The following is a 15,719-nucleotide window of genomic DNA, read 5'->3' on the forward strand; positions in this document are numbered from 1 at the left end:
GCGCTCGGTTTAAGACGATGTTACACATGGCTAACCACTTCCCGTGAACGGCCTCCGCTTCGCCGTCCGCACAGTTCGCGACGAGAGGAAAGAGCATGGCCGCTGCTCCCGCGCCGACGACGAGGACCGACCGCGAGGCGTACTACCGCGAGCACGGATACTGGACCTCCGAACGCCTCGGATGGTGGGTTTTCGACGTTGCCGAGCGCACCCCGGACCGCGAATTCCTGGTGATCGGCGACCTTCGGCTGACGTACGGCGAATTCACCGCGTGGGCCGATGTGCTCGCCGCGCACTTGGTCGAGGCGGGAGTCGTACGCGGTGACCGCGTCATGATCCAGCTGCCGAATCTGGCGGAGGCGCTGCTGGGCCAGGTCGCCGCCTTCCGGATCGGCGCGGTCAACGTCCCGGTCGTGCCGATCTACCGCGAGCACGAGATGGCGCACATCGTCAACGACTGCAAGCCGCGCGCGGTGATCTCGATCGCGGAGAACCGCGGCAGGCGCCCCGCCGAGGAGCTGGACGGCATCCTGGAGGGCGCCACCTGGGGGCCGGTCGCCCGCTTCTGCGTGGACCTGGAGGAGCCGCGGCCCGGCTGGCGCGCCTTCCCCGGCCGGGACGACCGGCGGCCCGCCGTCTCGCTCCCCGACCCGCTCGAACCCGACCGGTGCTGCCTGATGCTCTACACCTCGGGGACGACCTCCGCGCCCAAGGGCGTCGAGCTGACGGGCCAGGGATTCGTGTCCAACGCGCGCAGCATCCGGCACACCATGTCGCTGAGCGCCAAGGACGTCTTCTTCTGCGCCTCGCCCCTGTCCCACCTGGCCGGTTTCAACGCCGGGGTCGTCTGGCCCGCGTCCATGGGCGCCAAGATCGTCGTGATGCCGGTCTGGAACGGCGCGGAGGCGGCCCGGATCATCGAACGCGAACGGTGCACCTTCACCACCGCCGCCTCGGTGTTCCTCCACGACCTGGTCGCGGCCCACCGCGAGGGCATCGGCGCCGGCCACCCGATCTCGGTGTTCATGTCCGGCGGCGCGGCGACCGTACCCGACCTGATCCGGGAGGCGGGCGAGGTCGGGATCACCGCGCTGCGCGGCTACGGCATGACGGAGACCGGCGGGGGAGTCTCCTGGGTCGCCCCCACCGAACCGCTCGACATCAGGGCCGAGTACGACGGCGCCGTCGTCCCCGGCAGCGAGATCCAGGCCGTCGACGCCGAGCGCCGGCCGCTCCCGCCCGGCGCGGAGGGCGAACTGCGGATCAGGGGTCCGCAGGCCCTCATCGGCTACACCGACCCGGCCCTCACCCGCGAACAGCTCGACGAGGAGGGCTGGTTCTACACCGGCGACCTCGGCCGGGTCGACACGCGCGGTCTGGTCCGCATCACCGGCCGTACCAAGGACATCATCAACCGCGCGGGCGAGAAGTTCTCCGCCCGCGACATCGAGGAACTCATCCAGCGGCACCCGGCCGTCGACATGGCGGCCGTGGTCGGACTGCCCGACCCGCGGCTCGGCGAGGTCGTCGGCGCCTTCGTCACCCTCGCCGCGGGCCAGGAGTGGCCGGGCGACGCCGAGATGACGGCGTACCTGGACCGGGCCAAGCTCGCCAAGCAGAAGATCCCCACCTCGTGGCAGGTGCTCCCCGAGCTGCCCAGAACCGCCTCGGGCAAGATCCAGAAACACGAACTGCGCCACACGAACTCCACGACGAACAGGAGGAGTTGAGCCGTGACCCGCCTCGACCGCACCCCGGTCATCGCCGCCGTCGGACTGTCCGACGGGCCCAAGGCGCCCCATCTCGACGCGCTCGGCCACCAGGCCCAGGCGATGCAACGCGCGCTGGCCGACTCCGGCCTGCGCAAGGACGACATCGACGGCTTCGGCTGCGCCGAGGCGTGGATCCCCGGCGTCCCCGGCGTCGACCTCCCCGAGACCGCGGAGTACCTGGGCCTCGACCCGCGGTGGATCGAGGGCACGTACACCGGCGGATCGGCCTACGAGTTCCAGATCCAGCACGCCGAGGCCGCGATCCGGTCCGGCATGGCGGACACGATCCTCCTCACCTACGGCAGCGACCTGCTGACCCGGATGGGACGGAGCCTCGGCACGGCGTACGGCCGCAGGCCCGTCGGCGGCGCGGCGTACGAGGAGCCGTACGGCAAGACGACGGTCGCCGCGTACGCGATGGCCGCGCGGCGCCACATGCACGAGTACGGCACCACGCCGGAACAGCTCGCCAGCGTCGCCGTCGCGGTCCGCGAACACGCGGCCCACAATCCGCAGGCCATATACCGCAAGCCGCTGACCGTGGACGACGTCCTCGGCTCCCGGATGATCGCCGACCCGCTGCACCTGTTCGACTGCTGCGCGATCACCGACGGCGGCGGCGCCGTCATCGTCACCACCGAGGAGCGCGCCCGCGACCTCAGGCAGCCGTACGTCTCGATCCTGGGCACGGCCGCCCGCCAGAACCACTGGAACATCTCGCAGGCGCCGGACGTGACCACCACGGCGGGTGCCCGCTCCGGCCCCGACGCCTTCGCGCGCGCCGGACTGACCCCGGCCGACGTGGACATGGCCATGCTCTACGACAGCTTCACCATCACGGTCATCCTGCTGCTGGAGAGCCTGGGCTTCTGCGAGCCGGGCGAGGGCGGCCCCTTCGCCGAGGAGGGCAACCTCCGGCTCGGCGGGAAGCTGCCCGTCAACACCGACGGCGGCGGCCTGTCCGCCTGCCATCCGGGACTGCGCGGGATCTTCCTGCTGATCGAGGCGGTCAGACAACTGCGCGGCCAGGCCGGTGAGGTGCAGGTGCCGGACTGCGAGGTGGCGCTCGCGGCCGGCTCCGGCGGCTGGTTCTCCACGATCGGCGTCACCATCCTCGGGAAAGGCAGATGAGGCAGATGGCAACCGAGAACATCCGCGGCCCACAGGGGACCCTCGACGTCATCGACGTGGCCGACACCTGGGCGAAGCCGGTCCCCGAACTCGACCCGGTCAGCGCCACCTACTTCCGCGCCGCACAGGAAGGCACGCTGCTGATCCAGCGCTGCCCGTCCTGCCACGCCACGCAGCACTACCCGCGGCTGATCTGCCGCGTCTGTGCGGCGACGCCCGAGTGGGAGGCGGCGAGCGGGCGGGGCACCGTCTACACCTACACCGTCGTCCGGCAGGCGGGCATGCCCGGATTCGACGAGGACGCGCCGTACGTGATCGCGCTGGTCGACCTCGACGAGGGGCCGCGCATGATGGGGAACATCACCGACTGCCCCGTGGACGAGGTCCGCGTCGGACAGCGCGTCCAGGCGTATCAGTTGCGGATCGCCGACGGGATCGGCCTGCCCCAGTGGCGGCCCGAGGCCACCTCCGGCTGAGACCGCGCCACGCGACCGAGGCCGGGTCCGGCCGAGGCCGCCCCCGACCGAGAGCACCTCCGGCTGAGCCCGCTCGCGGCTGAGCCCGCCCACCCTCCCCGTGACGCGCGTACGCGCCGTCGCCGGCGATCCATCATTTCACTTCGTTAAGGAGCCTGTTGTGTACAGATCCCTCTTCGGCGTCGGCGTCCTGGCGCTCGCCGCCACGATGTCGCTCGCCGCCTGCGGCTCCAACGGCGGGGGCAGCACCTCCGGCGGTGGCGGCGGCAAGACCCTGGTCATCGGCTTCGCCGCCCCGCTCACCAGCGGCAACGCGGCAGTGGCCGAGCAGATGGTCAACACGGCCAAACTGGCCGTGAAGACGATCAACGCGGACGGCGGCGCGGGCGGCCGGAAGCTCTCCCTCAAGGTCTACGACGACAAGCTCACCGCCGACGAGTCGGCCAAGGTCGCCCAGCGGGCCATCACGGTCGACAAGGCCGGGGTCATGATGGGCGGCTACACCAGCATCGAGGGACTGGCGATCCGCAAGATCGTCGAGCCGCGCAAGATCGTCTTCATCAACTCCTCGACGATCTCACCCGCCCTGATGGACGGCGCGAAGTACACCTTCCGCACCACCGTCGACCAGAGCGACTACCCGGTCCAGATGATCGACCTGCTCAAGTCGCTCGGCTACAAGCACCCGGTGGTGACCGCGGACGACGGTCCGACCGGATCGACGCTGTGGAAGCCGATCGTCGACCAGGCGAAGCAGGCGGGCATGGACCCGGGCGACACCGTGCACTACACGCTGGGCGCGACCGACCTGACCTCGGCCGTGACCAAGCTGAAGGGCGAGCACCCGGACGCCGTCGTCCACATCGGCTCCGCCGCGGCCGACGCGGGACTCATGCTCAAGACGATGGCGGAGGCCGGGGTCAACGTGCCCGTCGTCGGCTTCGGCTCGCTCATCGCGCCGGACGCCCTGAAGATCGGCGGCGACGCGTACACCAAGCTCCCGGCGATCTACACGCTGGCCAACCAGCAGCCGTCCAAGCCGGAGTACCAGGACTTCGTCAAGGCGTACGCCACCGAGTACGGCGGCAGCGCGGACGCGCTCGCGCTGGGCCTGGCGGAGCAGGCGGGCGCCACCTGGGACGCCTTCACCGTCCTGAAGAAGGGGCTCGACGCCACCAACGGCGACACCGACGGGGACAAGCTCGCGAAGGCGATCGACGCGATCACGCCATTCGCGGGCGCCGCGGGCAAGGACGGCTCGCTGATCAACTTCGGTGACGGGCGCGACGGATTCAGCAAGTCGCTCGTGGCCTTCCAGTTCGTCGGCGGCAAGCCCAAGGAACTGGCGAAGCAGCCCTCGTGACCCGGCGCGACCCGGTCGACGCGCCGGGCCCCACACCCCGGGGCCCGGCGCTCGACGCCCAGGACGTCCGGCGGATCACCGCCCTGCTCACCGCGTACTGCGACAGCGTGGACACCGGTGACTTCGCGCGCTTCGCCCGCCTCTTCCGCGACGGCACCTGGCTGGGAATGCCCGGCGCCGACGTCGAGGACTGGATGCGGGAGAACGTCCTCACCTACGACGGCGCCACGCACACCCGGCACCGCGTGCACGACATCAGCCTGGCACCCGGCCGTTCGCGGGACGAGGCGTACGGGACCTGCGGCATCGAGGTCACCCAGCGGTTCCCCGGTGAGCGGGCCCTGCTCGTCACCCGCAACACCTACGCCGACCGGTTCCGCCGCGTGGACGGCCGGTGGCGGTTCGACTCCCGGACGATCACGCGGCGGCAGCCCGGCGACGACTCCCGGCACCGGCGCCGGGGGAGCGGCCGGGACGACAACCAGAAGGGACGAGGCACGTGCGGATCTTCGACGGCCTGACGGATCTGGCCGACTCCGAAGGCGAGGATCTGGGGGCCGGCGACTGGATCGCGGTCGACCAGAAGCGCATCGACGCCTTCGCCGACGTGACCGGGGACCACCAGTGGATCCACGTCGACCCGGACCGCGCGGCCTCCGGCCCCTTCGGGCGGACGGTCGCCCACGGCTACCTGACCCTGTCGCTGCTCGCCGAACTCACCACCCGGCTCTACCGCGTCGACAACGTGTCCTTCGCGGTCAACTACGGCCTGGACCGCGTCCGGTTCGTCACGCCCGTGCTCGAAGGCTCCCGCATCCGCGCCACGGCGCGGCTCGCGGAGGCCGCACGCCTGGACACGGCCGTCCAGGTGAGGCTGGAGAGCACCATCGAGATCGAAGGGTCACGGCGCCCGGCCGCGGTCGTCACCTCACTCGCCCGCTACATCGCCTGAGCCGGGCAGCGTGCGAGGCGCGGCGGACCGGGACAGGACATCGCGATGGACCTGCGCGCCGCGCCGCACCGGCTGTGCCCCTTCTGCGACCGGCGGCGGGAACTGCCGGGCGGCCGGTGATCCGGGGGCGCTCTCTGCGGAGCGCCCCCGGATCACCGCGGCTGTACGGCTGTACGGCTGTACGGCTCTACGGCTCTACGGCTCTACGGCTTCGGCTACGGCCTACGGCTCGACCGTCTCGATCGCCTGCGCCGGGCAGCCCACTTCGGCCTCGCGGACGTCGTCCCACGTCGCCTCGGGCGGCTCGTCGGCCAGCAGCCGCACGATGCCGTCCTCGTCGCGCTGGTCGAAGACGCCGGGCGCGGTCAGGACGCACATGCCGGAGCCGCAGCACTTGTCGGTGTCGACGTGGACACGCATGAGGCGTTCCTTTCGTTGCGGAGCGGCGGGGTTCACCAGGCGAGCGGGAGCGCGTGCAGCCCGTAGACGGCCATCTCGTGGCGGAAGCGCAGCTCTTCGAAGGGGACGGCCAGGCGCAGGCCGGGGAACCTCTGGAGTACGGCGGGCAGCGCGACGCGCAGTTCGAGGCGGGCGAGCGGCTGGCCGAGGCACTGGTGGACGCCGAAGCCGAACGCAAGGTGGCGGCGGGCGCCGGGGCGGCCGAGGTCGAGCAGGCCGCCCTCGGGGAAGGCGTCCTCGTCCCGGTTGGCGGCGCCGATCATGCACAGGACGCCCTCGCCCGCCCGTATCCGCGTGCCGCTGACCTCCACGTCCTCGACGGCGACCCGGCCGATCCCGTTGTGGACCACCGTCATGTAGCGCAGCAGCTCCTCGACGGCGGTGTCGAGGGCGGAGCCGTCGCCGTCCTCGTCGAGCCGGGCCGCCTCGTGCAGCCGCGCGGCCTGGGCGGGCTCGCGCAGCAGGGCGAGGACCGACAGGGAGGTCATGTTGGCGGTGGTCTCGTGCCCGGCCACCAGCAGCAGCCGGCCCATCGACGCGATCTCGTCGTCGTCCAGGACGTCCTGCTCGGCGAGGCGGCTGATGATGCTGTCGTCCGGCGCGGCCCGCTTGGCGCGCGCCAACCCGGCGAGATAGGCGCCCAGTTCGTCCTGCGCCGCGGCGACCTCCCGCGGCGGCGCGTCGGTGCGCAGCATCGTGCTGCTGCACTGCTGGAAGAAGGCGTGGTCGGCGTAGGGGACGCCCAGCAGCAGGCAGATGACCATGGAGGGCAGCGGCAGCGCGAAGTCGGCGACCAGGTCCGCGGTGCGGTCGGCGCGGGCGGCCATCCGGTCCAGCAGGTCGTCGGTGACCTGGCGTACGGCCGGTCGCATCTCGGCGACCTTGCGGATCATGAAGTCGGCGGTGAGCATGCGGCGCAGCCGGGCGTGGTCCGGGTCGTCCATCCGGATGAAGGTCGGCCGGTCGCTGGCGAGCGTCCGCAGGCCGGCCGAGAGGAACGGGAAGCCGGGCCGCCTCGCGTCCGAGCTGAAGCTCCGGTCCCGCAGCACGGAGCGGATGTCCGCGTGCCGGGTCACCATCCAGCACGACGTGCCGTCCCACAGCCGGACGCGGCTCAACCCCTCCTCGCCTCGGGCCTGTTCGTAGGCGGGCGGTGGGGCGAAGGGGCACGTCCCTCGGGCGGCGGGGGCGGTGACGGCAACGGGCGGGTGCGCGGCGGTGGCCATGACGGACACTCCTGTCTTGCCGGTGCGGAAGGTGCCAGAGCGGTGCCAGGGGCAGCAGAGGTCAGTGCCTGTAGCACTAAGTGCCGTAGGCAACTAACTTGGTGTCGAGGCTAGTTCGCTCTCCGCACTCGCCGGTAGGGCGGATTCGGGCCGTTTCACGCCGATGCGACCCGGTGGTCACGCCTTCGGTGACGGGACGTCACGCCCCGAACGAGGCGTCCGTTTGAGGTCGGCGCGGCGGCCCCGACCGGCGACGCCGCGCCGTGCCGTCGCGCACCCGCACCCGCGCGCGTCGCGCCGACCGCCGCCCGGCGCCGTCCGAAACGCATCGGTACGGGGTCGGGTGCGGCCATTCGGTGTGGCTGCCGTCCGTGGCTGCCGTCCGTGGGCGCCGTGCGTAGGCGCCGTGCGTGGCCGCCGTCACTCCGGGAGCGTGCGCCGCCGGACGTGGGTCACCGGAACCGTCGTGGCCAGGGCCGCGCGATGGGCGGGCGGGGCCGCGAGGGGGGTGAGGTGGAGCGGGGCGCGGGGCCAGTCCCGCACGGTCGGCGCCGTGGCCAGCGCAGTGCTGACGTCGATCGCCGCGGGAGGAGCCGACAGGCCGTGGCCGGTCAGCTTCATCGCCGCCTCCTTGCGCACCCAGGCGTCGAGGAACGCCTCCGGGCGCGCGCCGGGCGGGAGTCGGTCGTACGCGGCGCGCTCGGCGGGGGTCAGGGTGAGCGCCGCGAGGCCGTCCGCGTCACGGTCCGCGTCGAGTTGGTCGAGATCCGCGCCGATCAGGCCGCTGCCGACGACCGCGATCAGCAGCCACTCGCGGGTGTGCGAGACGGAGAAGTCGAAGGCGGCGTCCGCCACTCGGGGGCGGCCGTGCCGGGGCGCGCCGCACAGTGCGCAACCCCGCTCGACGGCCACCTCGGCCGGTGGCACGCCCAAGTAGCGTCCTACGACGAGCCGTTGGGCCGCCCGCGAGGTCAGCAACGTATCGGCCGCCGCGCCCCCACCGAGCACCTGCCACCGCTCCCGCTCCTCGGCGCCGAGCAGACCGGCCCACGCCGCGCGCCGCCGCACCGGCACCAGCCACACCTCGCAGGTCCCGGCGACGGGCGGGGCGAGGGCCCCTCCGGCCGCGACCGGCCCGGTCTCCAAGGGGCTCGCCGCCAGAGGCGTGGGGACGAGCGGTCCGGCCGCGGCCCGCCTCGCCGCCTCCGGCCCGCTCATCCGCCGCTCCGTCCCGTCGCGGCGCCGACGGCCCCGGCGTCGACCGCTCCGGCGTCGGCCGGTGCGAGGTCCATGCCGGACCCGTCCGTCGACGCCGGTGCCGGCAGCACCGTCAGCAGATGCGTCACCGCCGTCGCCAACTGCGCGTCCAGGCCGGGCTGCGGCCCCGCCGGGACCACGGCGACCGTGATGTCCGGCTCGACCCCGCGGTTCTCCAGCCCCGCCCCCACCCCGCGGAAGTAGTAGCAGAACTCGGGCTGGGTGGTCACCGTGCCGTCGACCAGCCCGTGCCGCGGCCAGGTGGCGATCGTGCCGCCCCACGTCCGTGTGCCCACCAGCGTGCCCAGGCCGCGCTCGCGGAACATATGGCCGAAGATCTCGCCGTCGGAGCCGGTCTGTTCGTTGATCAGCGCCGCCATCGGACCGCGCGGCGACTCCAGCGGATACGGCACCGCGCCGCTCCACCGGCCGTGCTCGGTGCCCGTGCGGCTGCGCGCGAGCCGGTCGAGGAGCAGCGGAGAGACATGGCCGCCGCCGTTGAACCGCACGTCGACCACCAGCCCCTCCCGGTCCAGACCGCCGAGGAACTGCCGTACGAAGTCCGCGTATCCGGTCCTGAACATGTCCGGCACGTGCAGATACGCGAGCCTGCCGTCGGAGACGGTGTCCACGTACGCGCTGTTGCGGGCCACCCAGTCCAGGTAGCGGGCGCGCGCCTCGCTGCGGGCCGCGCGGACCACCACCCGGCGCGGGACGGCGCCGCCGCGCAGCACGGTCAGTTCGACCTCACGGCCCGCGAGACCGGTGAGCAGTTCCGCCGGGCCGCCGGGCCCCACGAGGTGCCCGTCGACCGCGGCGATCTCGTCGCCCGGCCGGATGTCGACGCCCGGCCGGTCGCAGGGCGAGGTGGCGTCGGGGTTCCACGGGTCGCCGCGCAGCACGTGCGCGATCCGCCACCGGCCCTCGGCCTGCGGCGCGGGCTCCCAGTCCACACCGAGGAAACCCTGCGCCTCACCGCTCGGCGCGCCGTAGTCGCCGCCGCGCTCGTACGCGTGCGAGGTCGCCAGCTCGCCGTGCAACTCCCAGACCAGGTCCGAGAGTTCGGCGCGGGTCGCGACCCGGTCGAGCAGCGGCAGATAGCACTGGTGCACCGCGTCCCAGTCGATCCCCGACATGTCGGCGTTCCAGAAGCTCTCGCGCTGGAGCCGCCACGCCTCCCGGAACATCTGCCGCCACTCCGCGGCAGGGACGAACGGGATCTTGACCCGGTCCAGGTCGACCCAGCCGGTGGGCCGCCCCGGCGGGGCGATGGGCGAGTCGAAGTCCTCCACCGCCTCCTTGGGCGCGCCCGCGGGCACCACGCGCAGCCGGTGGTTGTGCCGGTAGAGCAGCGCCGTGCCGGTGCGGTCGGTGCTGATCTCGTCGACCGGCCCGAGATAGTCCTCGGTCACGTCGCCGGTCGCCAGGTCCACCAGGGTGACGCTGCCCTCCTGTTGCTGCTGCGGGTCGTCCGGCTCGGGCGCGCTGAGCGGTACCGACAGCAGCAGCACGCAGTCGGGCAGACCCAGCACCGCCGCGTACCGGCCCTCGGGGACCGGCAGCGGGACCAGGCGCCGTTCGATACCGGTGAAGTCGATGGCGACCGGCCCTTCCGGATCGCCCTCGTCGTACCCGTCGGGGGAGTACGCGCCGCCCGCCGACTGCTGCGGCGGAGCGAACGGCGGCTGCCGGTCGGCGGTCAGCGGCACCGCGTACGGCCGGGCGCCGAAGGGGAAGCCGATCTCGAACTGGACCTGGTCGTGCTCGGGCGTCAGGTCGCGCTGTCCGACGAAGTACAGATAGCGGCCCGCCGGGTCGAAGGACGGCAGCGCGTCCCGCAGCACCGGTCGGGTGATCCGCGAGGTGCGTCCGGTGTCCACCTCGGCGACCTTGATGGCCGTGCTCCTGGGCGTGTCCGGATAGGTGTAGGCGAGCCAGCGGCCGTCGGGCGACCAGGCCAGATCCTCGATCCGCTCATGGGCACTGGTGTCGAGCAGCCGCGGCTCCAGCTTCGGCCGGTCGGTGTCGACGCTCCACAGCTCCTGCCGGTTGGTGGCGAAGGCGACCTGCCCGGTGGCGGGCGAGGCGGCCAGCGCGGTGACATAGCCCAGGTCGGCCAGCGGCACGCCGAGCAGCTCCGCGCCGCCCTCCGCGGGCAGCAGCACCAGCCGCTCACCGGGCCCCGAGTCGCCCGCGACCGCGACCAGCCGCTCGCCGTCGGCGAGCCAGTTCAGCAGCCGGTAGCGGACACCGTCCGGGCGCCCGTGCCGCCGTACCGGACCCGACCAGGGCGCGAGCGTGAACGCCTTGCCGCGGGCGGTGACCGCGAGGGTCTGCCCGTCGGGGCCGATCCGCGCGCCGTCCAGGAAACCGGTGGCCGACACGATACGGCGCTGGTGCTGGACGCCCGAGGGGCCCAGCTCCACCCGCAGCCGCCGCGTGCCGCCGCGCGCCGGGTCCAGCACGTGCAGGACCGCGCCGCTGTGGTAGACCAGCCGGCGGCCGTCGCTGGACAGACCGCGCGCGTAGTACTCGTCGTGGTCGGTGTGCCGGGTCAGACCCGTGCCGTCGGAGTGGCAGGAGTAGACGTTGCCGGTGCCCTCGTGGTCGCTGATGAAGTAGATCCGGTTGCCGACCCAGCAGGGGTCCGCCGGATTGCCCGCGGGCAGCGCGAGCCGCCGGTACGCGCCGGATCCGTCGTCGTCCACCCAGAGTTCACCGGCCGCGCCGCCGCGGTAGCGCTTGCGGCGCGCCGGGTCGGCGATGCTCCGGCCGATCACCGAACCGCCGCCGGGCCCGTACGACACGGACGCGGCGGGGCCCGCCTCGACCAGCCGCGGCGGGCCGCCGTCGGGGTGCACGGCGAACAGCCGGAAGCCGAAGCCCTCGGGCTGGCCCGCGGTGCTCGCGTACAGGATCTCGCCGGTCAGCGGGTGCCAGCCGGTGACCGTGCACCGGCCCGCCTGGTGGGTCAGCCGGCGGACGGGACCGCCGGAGACCGAGGTCAGGCAGACCTCGGTGAGGCCGTCGGGGGAGCCGGTGAAGGCGACCTGGCGGCCGTCGGGCGAGAGCCGGGGGCCCGCGCACGCGGTCGTGCCCGCGGTGAGCCGCCGCGCGGTGCCGCCCTCGGCGGACACCGTCCACAGGTCGTCCTCGCACACGAAGACCACGGTGTCGCCCACGATCGTCGCGTGGTGCAGATAGCCGCCTTCCGCGGCGCGGGCGCTCATGACGGCTGGGACGACGTGGAGCGGATACGGGCGGCGATCGCACGGCGCCGGTCGGCGACCTGCTCGCGCCGGCGGTGCACGTCCTGCTCGCTCTCGGTCCAGTAGCAGGCGGTGCGCCACTCGCCGACGGTGTAGGAGTCGTACGCGCAGCGCACCCGGCGCTGCTCGGTGAGTTCACCGGACGACACCAGCATCGTGTTGTGCTCCAGGACCTGGTTGACGACCACCCGCATGTTCAACTCTGCGCGGATGTACGCGTGCGCGGCGGTCACGGCGGTCGCGCCGTACGGGCCCCGGCACTCCGGCAGCACGCCGAAGGACAGCTCACAGGTCTGGCCGGGCCAGTCGATCGAGGTGATCCAGGCGAAGCCGACGGTCGCGCCGCGGGAGTCGCACATGGTGAACATCCGCTTGACGTCGTGCTCACGCGTGAGGGTGCGGCGCTGGTTGGCGGTGAGCGCGTCGTCGTCGCTGACGACCGCGAAGTCGGTGAGATTCGCCTGGAAGCGCGACTCGCGCAACAGGGCGGTACGCGTGGGGATGTCGTCCTCGGTGAAATGCCGGACGGTCACGAACGGCATGGGTCAGCCCTCCTCGGTGGCGCAGTAGACCAGCACGTCGTGGTAGCCGCCGGTGTGGAAGACATGGCCGGGCAGCCGGCCGGCGCCGGTGAAGCCGCAGGCTTCGAGCGCGGGCACGGCCGGTGAGCCGTCGGGGACCTCGGCGACATACGACGTGCACCGGCGGTAGGTGCGCAGGAAGGCGAGCAGGGCGGCCAGCGGCTCCGGGTCGGCGGACGTGGTCGCGACCCAACCCTGGCGCGGCTGCGCGGGGTTGGGCACGTATCCCAGCAGCGCGTCCCCGGCCTGGAGCACCTGCGCTCCGGTACGGGCCAGCTCGCGGGCGAGCAGCGGGCCGTTCTGGGTGACCGGGTCGAGGCCGAGGAAGCCGCGCGCGGCCTGCGGCGCGGCGCTCAGCCGCGCGGCGGCCTCGGCGGTGCCGAGCAGGGTCAGGTCAGCCATGGCGGGTCGCTCCCCAGATCTGTCGGGCCACCGGGCGGCCGTCCAGCCACAGCGCCCGCGGGATGTCGGCCTCCGGGCTCAGCCCCGCGTCACGCAGCAGGGCGTCGCGCGGGAGCCCGTCGGGCAGCGGCACGGCCGGGGTGACCCAGCCGAAGACCCGGCTCAGGCCGAGCACCCGGAAAGCGTGGTCGAGGGCGGCCTTCAGCAGCGGCTCCGCGCTGGTCTCCGCGCCGGAGCGCAGACCGATCTCCAGCCGCGCCCTGCGGTGCACCCAGTCCAGGGCGGCGAGCCGGACGAAGCCGGTGCCGGGCACGACGCACAACTCGTCGTCCTGGCCCGGCGCTCCGTCCTCGCCGGGACCTTCCGGCGCCGGCACCCGGGCCGGTTCCGCCAGGACGGGCCTGCCGGGCACGGACAGGCCGAGCAGCTCGCCCGGCAGCCAGTGGCCGGTGAGCAGGGGCAGGTCGGCGCCCCGGTATCCGCGCAGCATCATGACGTGGGCTCCCAGATCCGGGAGAGGAAGACGGAACCGCGGCGGTGTCCGTCGTGGACGACGTGTCCGGTCAGGACGCCTTCCTCGGTGAAGCCCGCCAGGCGGGCGGCGGTCAGGCCCCGGTCGTCGAACTCGTGGACGACGACGGCCAGTCGGACCACCTCGCGCTGCCAGCGCAGCGCCCGGACCAGCTCGCGGTACGCCGACGCCCAGGCGTCCGTGCGCAGCCGTGAGGTCAGCCGCAGGTGCAGCACGTAGTGGCAGGCGTGCTCGGCGCCCATCGCCTCCAGGGCGTACAGGCCCACGGGCCGTCCGTCGGCGCTCAGCAGCCGGGTGTCCTCGTCCAGCAGCGCGAGGATCTCCCACTGCGGGCGGGTGGCGGGGCGGGCGGTGCGGAAGTAGAAGTCGGACTCGGTGAAGAGGTCGAGTACGGCGTCGTGGTCGGCCTCCGTGACCGGCCGGGCGGACCACGCGAAGGACGCGGGCGCGGGAGCTGTCGCGGGGGCGGGGACGGACGCCGTGGCCGGTCGCGCCGTCAGGTCCGTGGCGGTCATGTCCGTCCCTTCCGCGCAGCCAGGTCGTGGGTGATGTGCAGCCGCTGGATGTTGCTGGTGCCCTCCATGAACTCGAAGGCGAGCACGTCCCGGCTCCACTTCTCCAGCAGCGGGTGCTCGATCAGCGCGCCGGGGCCGAGCGCCCGGGCCGCCCAGTGCGTGGTGCGCACCGCCAGATCGGTGGTGTGCAGCTTCGCCATGGACGGCGGCCGTACGACGTCGGGCTGGAGGTCGACGGCCGCGGCGGACTCGTACAGCAGCGCCGTGGCCGCGTCGAGCCGGGCGGAGACCACCTCGTGCCCCGACCAGCCGGGACGCTGCTCGGTCACGTAGTCGCGGGTGCCGAGAGCGGTGCCCAGGGCCAGCGCGGCGATCTGGAGCCGCATCGCGTTGAAGGTCCTGCTGATCCCCCACAGACCGCGCCGGGAGGCGGGCAGGTGGGCGCCGAGCAGCATCTCGCGCGGCACGGGCACCTCGTCGAGGTCCAGCCGGCAGATCCGCGCGCCGCGCAGACCGATCATGTCCAGCGGTTCGCCGTGGAAGCCGGGCGCGGGCTGCCGGATCAGCGCGCCGCGAATGGAGAGCGGGCTGCGGCCGGTCCTGGCGAAGACCACGCCGATCGCGCCCCGGGAGGCGTTGCCGACGTAGCGCTTGGAGCCGGAGAGCAGGTAACCGTCGGCGGGGTCGCCCGCCGCGTCGAACCTGCTCTCCATCGCCGTGGCGTCGGTGCCGTGCTCCGGTTCCGTCATGCCGAAGAAGGTCCAGGCGCGACCGTCGGCGATGGTGTCGTAGAACAGTTCGCGCTGTGCCTCGTTGCCCAGGGTGTCGACAGCGACGCCGGCCAGGGAGGGACCGGTGTTGGCGCTGAGCACCCCCGCGTCGCCGCGCGCCAGTTCGACGCTGGCGACCACGCGGGACAGGCAGGTGTCGGAGTAGCCGCCGTCGTCCACGGCGGAGCCGGTGCGGTAGTCCTTGGGGGTGGAGGCGGACCTGACCAGCGCCATGACGGGCAGGTCGAGGTGGGCCGTGCCGGCCGGGTCGGCGTCGACGGCCAGGGCGTGGGCGCGCAGTTCCCGGCCCGCTTCCCGGCACTGTTCGCGCAGCTCCCGCAGCGGGGTGTCGAGGGGGATCATGGCTGTACGTCCTCCCGGTCGGTCCAGCAGTCCGCCGCGAGCCGGCCGACGTACGCGGCGCGCACCGGTCCGTCGGCGAGGTAACCGGAGGCCCCGAAGAGCTTGGCGGTGTCCCAGTCGAGCGCGGTGATCCGGTCGTGCGCGTCGGCCACGGCCGCGGGGACGCGGTGGGCGACGAGCAGGAGTTGGCGTACGGCGTCGAGTGCGGTCATGACGTCGGCGACGGTGCCGAGCACGAGTTGTTTGCGGATCAGGGGCTCGCCGCCGCCCACCCGTCCGGACAGGTGGGCGACCGCGTCGTCGAGGAGCCTGCGGGACACGCCCACCCGTACCGCGCCGAGCAGCGCGGCGAATACGGTGCGGCGGTCGTCGGGCCCGTCGTACGAGGCCGGTGCGGCGGATTCTGCGGGCCGGTGGGGCCACGCCACGAAGGCGACGCCCTCCATTTCCGCGAGGCGGTGCGGCACGACCTCGGCGCCCGTGGGCACCCGGCCCGCCGGGAAAGCGGCGACGCGTCCCGCGGGAGCGCCGACCTCCACCGTGCGCAGCGCCAGCTCCAGGCCGGGCGTGAACCCGCCGTCATGGGCCGCCGCTTCACACGCCACGAGCGTGTCCCTCATCGAATCCTCCGTTGGGCCGTGCCGTGTTCGG

The 15,719-nt window shown here is 73.3% G+C and carries 16 protein-coding genes; 6 read left to right on the forward strand and 10 right to left on the reverse strand.

Translation table 11 applies throughout. The annotated features are described in order from the left end of the window. Positions 1-95 precede the first annotated feature (95 nt). The 6 genes from ACFY9V_RS25375 to ACFY9V_RS25400 all read left to right on the forward strand — a co-directional run bounded on the left by ACFY9V_RS25375 (position 96) and on the right by ACFY9V_RS25400 (position 5,694). Positions 96-1,730, forward strand: coding sequence for an AMP-binding protein (locus tag ACFY9V_RS25375; RefSeq protein WP_391163040.1), 1,635 nt, complete (start codon positions 96-98; stop codon positions 1,728-1,730). 3 nt (positions 1,731-1,733) lie between these two features. Further along, positions 1,734-2,903 carry an acetyl-CoA acetyltransferase gene (locus ACFY9V_RS25380; RefSeq protein ID WP_391163042.1) on the forward strand — a complete coding sequence of 390 codons (1,170 nt, stop codon included), beginning with the start codon at positions 1,734-1,736 and terminating at the stop codon, positions 2,901-2,903. Then, positions 2,900-3,379 (forward strand): Zn-ribbon domain-containing OB-fold protein, encoded by a 480-nt coding sequence (locus ACFY9V_RS25385; RefSeq protein WP_355342415.1) that lies wholly within the window; start codon positions 2,900-2,902, stop codon positions 3,377-3,379. Before ACFY9V_RS25380 ends, ACFY9V_RS25385 begins: the two co-directional genes overlap by 4 nt. A 160-nt stretch (positions 3,380-3,539) precedes the next feature. Beyond that, positions 3,540-4,742 (forward strand): ABC transporter substrate-binding protein, encoded by a 1,203-nt coding sequence (locus ACFY9V_RS25390; RefSeq protein WP_391163043.1) that lies wholly within the window; start codon positions 3,540-3,542, stop codon positions 4,740-4,742. Further along, complete coding sequence (locus ACFY9V_RS25395) at positions 4,739-5,263, forward strand: nuclear transport factor 2 family protein (protein ID WP_391163045.1); 525 nt, start codon at positions 4,739-4,741, stop codon at positions 5,261-5,263. Before ACFY9V_RS25390 ends, ACFY9V_RS25395 begins: the two co-directional genes overlap by 4 nt. Beyond that, positions 5,242-5,694: a MaoC/PaaZ C-terminal domain-containing protein gene (locus tag ACFY9V_RS25400; protein WP_391163046.1), complete on the forward strand. Its 453-nt coding sequence runs from the start codon at positions 5,242-5,244 to the stop codon at positions 5,692-5,694. The genes ACFY9V_RS25395 and ACFY9V_RS25400 overlap by 22 nt, the downstream gene beginning before the upstream one ends. Positions 5,695-5,916: 222 nt before the next feature. On the opposite strand, the gene ACFY9V_RS25405 is transcribed toward ACFY9V_RS25400, so the two are convergent. The 10 genes from ACFY9V_RS25405 to ACFY9V_RS25450 all read right to left on the reverse strand — a co-directional run bounded on the left by ACFY9V_RS25405 (position 5,917) and on the right by ACFY9V_RS25450 (position 15,688). Further along, positions 5,917-6,114, reverse strand: a complete 198-nt coding sequence (locus ACFY9V_RS25405) for a ferredoxin (RefSeq protein WP_188284234.1) — start codon at positions 6,112-6,114, stop codon at positions 5,917-5,919. Between the two features lie 32 nt (positions 6,115-6,146). Then, positions 6,147-7,379: a cytochrome P450 gene (locus ACFY9V_RS25410; protein WP_391163047.1), complete on the reverse strand. Its 1,233-nt coding sequence runs from the start codon at positions 7,377-7,379 to the stop codon at positions 6,147-6,149. Between the two features lie 420 nt (positions 7,380-7,799). Next, a complete protein-coding gene (locus tag ACFY9V_RS25415; RefSeq protein WP_391163048.1) occupies positions 7,800-8,597 on the reverse strand; it encodes a 4'-phosphopantetheinyl transferase superfamily protein in 798 nt (265 codons plus the stop codon). Next, positions 8,594-11,866: a S41 family peptidase gene (locus ACFY9V_RS25420; protein ID WP_391163050.1), complete on the reverse strand. Its 3,273-nt coding sequence runs from the start codon at positions 11,864-11,866 to the stop codon at positions 8,594-8,596. Before ACFY9V_RS25420 ends, ACFY9V_RS25415 begins: the two co-directional genes overlap by 4 nt. Further along, positions 11,863-12,447, reverse strand: coding sequence for a GNAT family N-acetyltransferase (locus ACFY9V_RS25425; protein ID WP_355342394.1), 585 nt, complete (start codon positions 12,445-12,447; stop codon positions 11,863-11,865). Before ACFY9V_RS25425 ends, ACFY9V_RS25420 begins: the two co-directional genes overlap by 4 nt. Positions 12,448-12,450: 3 nt before the next feature. Beyond that, positions 12,451-12,888 carry a hypothetical protein gene (locus ACFY9V_RS25430; protein WP_391163051.1) on the reverse strand — a complete coding sequence of 146 codons (438 nt, stop codon included), beginning with the start codon at positions 12,886-12,888 and terminating at the stop codon, positions 12,451-12,453. Then, positions 12,881-13,381 carry a hypothetical protein gene (locus ACFY9V_RS25435; protein ID WP_355342388.1) on the reverse strand — a complete coding sequence of 167 codons (501 nt, stop codon included), beginning with the start codon at positions 13,379-13,381 and terminating at the stop codon, positions 12,881-12,883. Before ACFY9V_RS25435 ends, ACFY9V_RS25430 begins: the two co-directional genes overlap by 8 nt. Next, complete coding sequence (locus ACFY9V_RS25440) at positions 13,378-13,935, reverse strand: hypothetical protein (protein ID WP_391163053.1); 558 nt, start codon at positions 13,933-13,935, stop codon at positions 13,378-13,380. The genes ACFY9V_RS25435 and ACFY9V_RS25440 overlap by 4 nt, the downstream gene beginning before the upstream one ends. Then, complete coding sequence (locus tag ACFY9V_RS25445; RefSeq protein ID WP_355342382.1) at positions 13,932-15,068, reverse strand: acyl-CoA dehydrogenase family protein; 1,137 nt, start codon at positions 15,066-15,068, stop codon at positions 13,932-13,934. The genes ACFY9V_RS25440 and ACFY9V_RS25445 overlap by 4 nt, the downstream gene beginning before the upstream one ends. Then, positions 15,065-15,688, reverse strand: a complete 624-nt coding sequence (locus ACFY9V_RS25450) for an acyl-CoA dehydrogenase family protein (protein ID WP_355342379.1) — start codon at positions 15,686-15,688, stop codon at positions 15,065-15,067. The genes ACFY9V_RS25445 and ACFY9V_RS25450 overlap by 4 nt, the downstream gene beginning before the upstream one ends. Positions 15,689-15,719: the final 31 nt, after the last annotated feature.

The sequence above is a fragment of the Streptomyces sp. NPDC008317 genome, assembly GCF_042955955.1.
In the GTDB taxonomy this organism is placed as follows: domain Bacteria; phylum Actinomycetota; class Actinomycetes; order Streptomycetales; family Streptomycetaceae; genus Actinacidiphila.

Bases quoted from the DNA above. Each gene is read 5' to 3' on its own strand.
- ACFY9V_RS25415 (WP_391163048.1), bottom strand. From the start codon at position 8,597: ATGAGCGGGCCGGAGGCGGCGAGGCGGGCCGCGGCCGGACCGCTCGTC.
- ACFY9V_RS25430 (WP_391163051.1), bottom strand. From the start codon at position 12,888: ATGGCTGACCTGACCCTGCTCGGCACCGCCGAGGCCGCCGCGCGGCTG.
- ACFY9V_RS25450 (WP_355342379.1), bottom strand. From the start codon at position 15,688: ATGAGGGACACGCTCGTGGCGTGTGAAGCGGCGGCCCATGACGGCGGG.
- ACFY9V_RS25410 (WP_391163047.1), bottom strand. From the start codon at position 7,379: ATGGCCACCGCCGCGCACCCGCCCGTTGCCGTCACCGCCCCCGCCGCC.
- ACFY9V_RS25385 (WP_355342415.1), top strand. From the start codon at position 2,900: ATGAGGCAGATGGCAACCGAGAACATCCGCGGCCCACAGGGGACCCTC.
- ACFY9V_RS25420 (WP_391163050.1), bottom strand. From the start codon at position 11,866: ATGAGCGCCCGCGCCGCGGAAGGCGGCTATCTGCACCACGCGACGATC.
- ACFY9V_RS25405 (WP_188284234.1), bottom strand. From the start codon at position 6,114: ATGCGTGTCCACGTCGACACCGACAAGTGCTGCGGCTCCGGCATGTGC.
- ACFY9V_RS25435 (WP_355342388.1), bottom strand. From the start codon at position 13,381: ATGATGCTGCGCGGATACCGGGGCGCCGACCTGCCCCTGCTCACCGGC.
- ACFY9V_RS25440 (WP_391163053.1), bottom strand. From the start codon at position 13,935: ATGACCGCCACGGACCTGACGGCGCGACCGGCCACGGCGTCCGTCCCC.
- ACFY9V_RS25445 (WP_355342382.1), bottom strand. From the start codon at position 15,068: ATGATCCCCCTCGACACCCCGCTGCGGGAGCTGCGCGAACAGTGCCGG.
- ACFY9V_RS25425 (WP_355342394.1), bottom strand. From the start codon at position 12,447: ATGCCGTTCGTGACCGTCCGGCATTTCACCGAGGACGACATCCCCACG.
- ACFY9V_RS25375 (WP_391163040.1), top strand. From the start codon at position 96: ATGGCCGCTGCTCCCGCGCCGACGACGAGGACCGACCGCGAGGCGTAC.